At 71.7% G+C, this 6,417-nt stretch carries 7 protein-coding genes; 3 read left to right on the top strand and 4 right to left on the bottom strand.

Translation table 11 applies throughout. The annotated features are described in order from the left end of the window. Window positions 1-628, top strand: a 628-nt coding sequence (locus HMPREF0731_RS23090) for a PD-(D/E)XK nuclease family protein (RefSeq protein WP_007003461.1), incomplete at its 5' end; no start/stop codon positions are given. Between the two features lie 137 nt (window positions 629-765). Here HMPREF0731_RS23090 and HMPREF0731_RS07480 read toward each other — a convergent pair. Beyond that, window positions 766-1,335 (bottom strand): UdgX family uracil-DNA binding protein, encoded by a 570-nt coding sequence (locus HMPREF0731_RS07480; RefSeq protein ID WP_007003460.1) that lies wholly within the window; start codon window positions 1,333-1,335, stop codon window positions 766-768. 144 nt (window positions 1,336-1,479) lie between these two features. On the opposite strand from HMPREF0731_RS07480, the gene dnaN reads away from it, so the two are divergent. Further along, window positions 1,480-2,607, top strand: a complete 1,128-nt coding sequence (gene dnaN, locus HMPREF0731_RS07475) for a DNA polymerase III subunit beta (RefSeq protein ID WP_007003459.1) — start codon at window positions 1,480-1,482, stop codon at window positions 2,605-2,607. Then, entirely contained in the window at window positions 2,607-2,978 is a 372-nt protein-coding gene (locus HMPREF0731_RS07470) for a hypothetical protein (protein ID WP_007003458.1), read from the top strand. The genes dnaN and HMPREF0731_RS07470 overlap by 1 nt, the downstream gene beginning before the upstream one ends. Window positions 2,979-3,038: 60 nt before the next feature. On the opposite strand, the gene HMPREF0731_RS26355 is transcribed toward HMPREF0731_RS07470, so the two are convergent. The 3 genes from HMPREF0731_RS26355 to HMPREF0731_RS07455 all read right to left on the bottom strand — a co-directional run. Next, entirely contained in the window at window positions 3,039-5,126 is a 2,088-nt protein-coding gene (locus HMPREF0731_RS26355) for a methyl-accepting chemotaxis protein (protein WP_007003457.1), read from the bottom strand. Window positions 5,127-5,221: 95 nt separating this feature from the next. Further along, a complete protein-coding gene (locus HMPREF0731_RS07460) occupies window positions 5,222-5,719 on the bottom strand; it encodes an Lrp/AsnC family transcriptional regulator (RefSeq protein WP_040612522.1) in 498 nt (165 codons plus the stop codon). An 85-nt stretch (window positions 5,720-5,804) separates the two neighbouring features. After that, window positions 5,805-6,417: GNAT family N-acetyltransferase (locus HMPREF0731_RS07455; protein ID WP_007003455.1), on the bottom strand; the 613-nt coding region annotated here is incomplete at its 5' end.

The following is a 6,417-nucleotide window of genomic DNA, read 5'->3' as shown; positions in this document are numbered from 1 at the left end:
GCTGCCCGCCTGGCTCGGCCGCGCCGCCGATCCGGAGAGCGTGGCGCTGACGCTCTCCCCCTCCGCCCTGCCGGGGGAGGAGGAGACACCCACCGCCGCGCCGCATGGCCGCGCCGACCCGACCGGGGAGCGCTTCCGCCGCGGCCGCCTGATCCACGCCCTGTTGCAGCACCTGCCGGAGCATCCCGCCGCCGAGCGCCGCGCCTTGGCCGAGCGCTTCCTGGCCCGCCCCGGCCATGGGCTGACCGAGGCCGACCGCACTGCCACGCTGGAGGAGGTGCTGCGCCTGCTGGAGCATCCGGCGCTGGTGGCGGCCTTCGGCCCCGGCAGTTTGGCGGAGGCGCCGATCGCCGGCATGGTGAACGGGCAGCGCCTGGCCGGCCAGGTGGACCGCATGCTGATCACGCCCGAGCGGGTGATGATCCTCGACTACAAGACCAACCGCCCGCCGCCCAGCGAGGCGAAGGACGTGCCGACGCTGTATCTGCGGCAGATGGCGGCCTATCGCGCGCTGCTGCGGCAGATCTTCCCGGGGCGCGAGGTGCAGTGCTGGCTGGTCTGGACGTGGTCGGCGCGGGCGATGGAGCTGCCGCAGGCAGCGCTGGACCGGCATGAGCCGAGTTATTGAATAATTTCAGAATCTTCTTTTTCTGAAGAAAAAGAAGCAAAAAGACTTTTTCCGTTTGGCGTCCCGCCCATGGCCTGAGGCGGGACGCCAACTGAAAGAAGTTTTTTGGTTCTTTTTTCCAAAAAAGAACGCTTTTCTTAACTGCTGAAAACCCTTCCCTTCGCCAGCGCCAGTTCCCGCACGAAACGCTGGTATTCCTCCTCCTGCATCGCCGGATCCGGCAGGCGCAGCAGGAAGCTTGGATGCACGGTCAGCAGCATGGGCCGGTCATCCGGGCCGGAGAGGAATTGCCCGCGCAGCTTCAGCACGCCGATCTTGCGCCCGAGCAGCCCCTGCGCGGCGGTGGCGCCCAGCGCCACGATCAGCCGGGGCGCCACCGCGTCCACCTCGCGCAGCAGGAAGGGGCGGTAGAGAGCGATGTCGCCGCTGTCGGGCTTCTGGTGGATGCGCCGGGCGCCGCGCTGGGTGAACTTGAAGTGCTTCACGGCATTGGTCAGGTAGCAGGCGGCGCGGTCCAGCCCGGCGGCCAGCAGGGCGCGGTCCAGCAGCCGCCCGGCGGGGCCGACAAAGGGCCGGCCCTGGCGGTCCTCCGCATCGCCCGGCTGCTCCCCGACCAGCATCAGCGGCGCCTGGGGCGGCCCCTCCCCCAGCACGGTGGTATGGCCGGCGGCCCAGGATGCGGTGGGGGGCTGGGGTGTGTGGGACATGGCGCCTAACCAACGGGCCTCCTGTCGGAGAGTTCCAGCCGGACCCGGCTTTCGCCTTGCGTTCCAGGCTGGTAGAGAGGGCGACTTGTCTCGTCTCCGGGCGCGCTCGGCGTGCCCATCATCCGCGCGGGGGTTGCTCAAGCCATGAAGTTCTCGGTGGACCGGGCGGTGCTGCTCAAGGCGCTCGCGCATGTGCAGAGCGTGGTGGAGCGGCGCAACACCATCCCCATCCTGGCCAATGTGATGCTGGCCGCGCAGGACGGCACGCTGACCCTGACCGCGACCGACATGGAAATCGCCATTGTCGAGGACGTGCCGGGTGTGACCGTCTCCCGCGCCGGGCGCACCACGGCGCCGGCGGCGACGCTGTACGAGATCGTGCGCAAGCTGCCGGACGGCGCCAAGGTCGAGCTGGACCATGCCGGCGGCGACGCGCCGCTGGCGCTGCGCGCCGGCCGCTTCGCCACCAGCCTGATGGTGCTGCCGGTGGAGGACTTCCCCTCGATGACCGAGGGCAAGCTGCCGCACGGCTTCCAGATCCCGCCCGCGCTGCTGCGCGAGCTGGTGGACCGCACGAAGTTCGCCATCTCCACCGAGGAGACGCGCTACTACCTGAACGGCATCTACCTGCACGCGACGGAAGTGGACGGGCAGAAGGTGCTGCGCGCCGTCGCCACCGACGGCCACCGCCTGGCCCGCGTCGAGGAGCCGCTGCCCGAAGGGGCGGAGGGCATGCCGGGCGTGATCGTGCCGCGCAAGACGGTGAACGAGATCCGCAAGCTGGCCGACGAGACCGGCGACGCGATCGAGGTGAAGCTGTCCGACACCAAGATCAGCTTCGCCTTCGGCAGCGTGCGGCTGACCAGCAAGCTGATCGACGGCACCTTCCCGGAGTATGAGCGCGTCATCCCGCGCGGCAACGACAAGATCATGACGGTGGACAAGAAGGCCTTCGCCGACGCCGTCTCCCGCGTGGCCGCCATCTCCTCCGAGCGGTCGCGGCCGGTGAAGCTGAGCCTGAAGCAGGACAGCCTGACGCTCACCGCCAGCAGCCCCGACCAGGGCCAGGCGGAGGAGGAGCTGGACAATGGCGCCGTCTCCTACGGCTCGGGCCCGATCGAGATCGGCTTCCAGGCCCGCTACCTCGCCGACATCACCGACCAGATCGCCGAGAAGGTGGAGTTCCGCTTCGCCGACGGTTCCGCCCCCACCGTCGTGGTGGACGCGGCGAAGCCGGAGGCGCTCTACGTCCTGATGCCGATGCGCGTCTGATGGCGGGCGCCGCCACGCTGCTCGCGCCCCGCGCGCTGGCCGCGCTGGTGGCGCTGGCCCTGGCGGGGGGCGAGATCGCCCGCCGCCTGACCGTGCCGGGCGGGGTCTTTCCCGGCTTCATCCCGCTGGCGCTGGACGAATTCGCCATCGCCGCCGCGCTGCTCTGGGGCGCCTGGTCCGGCCGGGCCCTGCCGCTGGTGATCGGCTGGGCCAGCTGCGCCGGGCTGCTGGCCGGGCTGCTGGCGGCCAATGCCGCGCCGCTGCTGGGCGGGGCGCCGAAGCCGGGGGCGCTGGCCTATACCCTCGCCCTCTCCGCCCTGCTCGGCATCGCCCTGTGGGGGGTGTGGCGGAGTGGGAAAAAAGTTCAGTAAGACAAAAGAAAAGGGTTCTTTTTTGGAAAAAAGAACCAAAAAACTTTTGTCTGTTGGCGGCTAGGCGGTTTTGACCTCGCTGACGAACTGATCCACCTCCAGCTTCAGCCGCTCCGACTGGCGGGACAGGTCGGAGGCCGCGGTCAGCACCTCCTGCGCGGCCGCGCCGGTCTCGTTGGCGCCCTGGCTGACGGCGGCGATGCTCTGGGTCACGGTGCTGGTGGCCTGGGCGGTGCGCTGCACGGTGCGGGCAATCTCCACCGTCGCGGTGCTCTGCTCCTCCACCGCCGCCGCGATATTGGCGGTGATGCTGCTGACCGAGCCGATGGTGACGGCGATCGACTGGATCGCCCCCACCGCCTGCTGCGTCGCCGCCTGGATCTGCGCGATCTGGCCGCCGATCTCGTCCGTCGCCCGCGCGGTCTGCGCGGCCAGGTTCTTCACCTCGGACGCCACCACGGCGAAGCCCTTGCCGGCCTCGCCGGCGCGCGCCGCCTCGATCGTCGCGTTCAGCGCCAGCAGGTTGGTCTGGCCGGCGATGTTGCTGATCAGCTGCACCACATCGCCGATGCGCTGCGCCGCCTCGGCCAGGGCGCGCACCGTGGCGTCGGTGCGCTGCGCGCTCTGCACCGCCTCGTTGGTGATGCTCGTGGCCTCCCCCACCTGGCGGTTGATCTCGCCGATCGAGGCGGTGAGCTGCTCGGCCGCCGCCGCCACCGTCTGCACGCCCCCGCTGGCATCCTGCGCCGCATCGGCCACGGCGCCGGCCTGGCGGTCGGTCTCCCCGGCGGTGCTGGTCATCGAGCGCGCGGTGGCCTCCAGCTCCGTCGCGGCGGCGGACAGCACGCCCACCGTCTCGCCGATCCGGTCGCGGAACCCGTCCACCTGCCGCGCCAGCGCCTCGGCGCGCCGCTCGCGCTGCGCCCGCGCCGCCTCCTGCTCGGCGCGGAGCCGGTCGGCGGTCTCCATGTTCTCCCGGAAGATGCCCATGGCGGCGGCCATGCCGCCGATCTCGTCGCGCCGGCCAAGGCCGGGAATGGCCACCGCCATGTCGTGATCGGCCAGCCGGCGCATCGCCGTCGCCATCGCGGTCAGCGGCGTGGTGACGCCGCGCGTCATGATCAGCAGCCCGCCCAGCGTCAGCAGCAGGGAGAGCGCCAGCACCACGCCGCCCAGCACCAGCCGCTCCATCCGCGCCGTCGCCTCGGCCTCGGCCACCCGCACCCCCTCGGCCATGGCGGCCAGGGCGACCTCGACGGCGCGGTTCAGCATGCCGGTGTTGAGGCGCTGCATCTCGGCCAGCGGCATCGTCGCCGGCTGGCCGGCGAGCATCGGCGCCGAGACCTCCTGCAGGTGCCGGAAGAAGGCATCGGGGAAGGCGTCCTGCGCGGTGCGGATGGCCTGGGCCACCGGCGGCGCCAGGTCGGGCAGCGCCAGCGCCGCCGCCAGCAGCGACCAGCCCTGCAGCGCGCGGCCGCGATCCTCGATGTTCAGCGTGGCGGTGGCGGCGTCCAGCGGGCCGCCGCGCACCGCCGCCTGCTCGACCCGCAGCGCCATCAGCCCGCCCGAGAGCCGCACCGTCCAGGCGGCGTTGCGCAGCCCCATCAGGTGGTCCACCGGCGCGCTCTGCCGCCGGATGCTGTTCAGCACGGCGGTGTCCAGCTCCAGCACGACATCCATGTAGGACTGGCTGATACGCGGCGCGCTGGCCACCAGCTCGGCCGAGCGGGCGGCGCGCGGCAGGCGCATCTGCGCATCGGCCTGCTGGCGCAGCCCGTCCATCTCCGCCTTGGCGGCGCGCAGCCGGGCCGCCATCTGGGCCAGCCCGGCCTCGTCCATCAGCGCCAGGGCCTGGGTGGCGGCGCCCTCCGCCGCCTGCCGGAACTGCGCCACGCGGCCGAGGATGTTGGCATCCGCCGGCCCCTCCCCGCCCAGCCCGGCGAAGGTCGAGCCGCGCTCGATGCGGACGTTCAGCACCGTCTGGAACAGGTGCGAGCCGATCGTCACCATGCGCGCGATGTTGCGGGCGGCACTGGCATCCCGCCAGGCATCGCTGACGCTGAGGCTGGACAGCAGCAGCAGCAGCAGGCCCATGCTGCCCAGGATGGCGCCCAGCGTGGCGCGGATGGACCAGCGGCCCAGGATCATCACTCATCCCCCTGCGGATATGCCCGGCCGTCAGGATGGGGGATGCGGCTGAAGGATTGCTGAAGACACGCCGCCGCGGGCGGGTCCGCCGCCGCTCACTCCGGCGGCGCGAAGAAGCGCTCCAGCGGGTAGTGCTGCTTGGCGAACACCGTCTTGATCACGACGTAGCTGAAATACTTCTCGATGCCGATGTTCTGCGCCAGCAGAACCTCGATCGTGTCCTGGTAGTGCTGGATGCCGCGGGTGACGAATTTCAGCAGGTAGTCATAGCCGCCGGAGACCAGGTGGCATTCCATCACCTCGTCCACCGCGCGGATGCGCGCCTCGAAGCGCTGGAAATCGTGGCTGCGGTGGTCGGACAGCGTGACCTCGGTGAAGATGGTCATGGTGTCGCCGAGCTTCTGCAGCTGGATCAGCGCGCCATAGCCGGCGATGTAGCCGGCCTTCTCCAGCCGCTTCACCCGCATCAGGCAGGGGCTGGCGGACAGCCCCACCGCCTCGGCCAGATCGACATTGGTCATCCGCCCGTTCTTCTGCAGATGCGCCAGGATCCGCAGGTCGATGCGGTCGAGTTTCGGCAGTCCTTGGACCATGGGGGCATCCATCGCAGCCTGCCGGCATGGCGGCCGGCCCGCCCGCATCAATGGGCGCGGGCGCGGCGCGCGGTCAATGCCGGCCTCAGCCCAGCGTCTGGCTGATCAGCGCGAAGCGCGTGACCGGCTGGCCGCGCCAGGGCCGCGGCACCGGCGCCGCACCCCGCCGCATCGGCCGCACCCCATCCACCCGGACCAGGCCCAGGCCCTGCAGCCAGTCCGACAGCCCGGCCTCGGCCGGCAGGTCGATGCGCAGGAACTGGCCGCCGCGCACCCCCAGCCAATGCGCGATCAGCGCCTGCGCCGCCGCCGCGTCGGGCGCCAGCACCGGGCCGATCACATGGCCGCGGCCGAAGCGGCGCAGCAGCGACAGGCCGCAGGGCGCGCCGTCGCGCTCCAGCACCACGCCCTCGGCCACCGCCAGCAGCGCCTCCAGCACCGGGCCGCGCGAAAGCCCGGTGGCGGCCTCGTCCAGCGCCGCCAGCAGCGCGGCGTCGTTGCGGCCGAGCGGGCGCAGCCGCTCCCCCTTCTCCAGCGGCACCAGCCCGACCGAGAAGGCGGCGCCCTGGTGCTGCACCACCTCGCCCAGCGGCACGAAGCCCTGGCTGGCATAGAGCGGGAAGCCGTCGGCGGTGGCGTGCAGCGTCACGCCGCGCCCCTCCAGCCCGGCCAGCACCGCCTCGGTCAGCGCCCGGCCG

Origin of the sequence: Pseudoroseomonas cervicalis ATCC 49957 (genome assembly GCF_000164635.1) — a bacterium.
Taxonomy (GTDB): domain Bacteria; phylum Pseudomonadota; class Alphaproteobacteria; order Acetobacterales; family Acetobacteraceae; genus Pseudoroseomonas; species Pseudoroseomonas cervicalis.
This window is presented reverse-complemented; position numbering and strand designations above follow the sequence as displayed.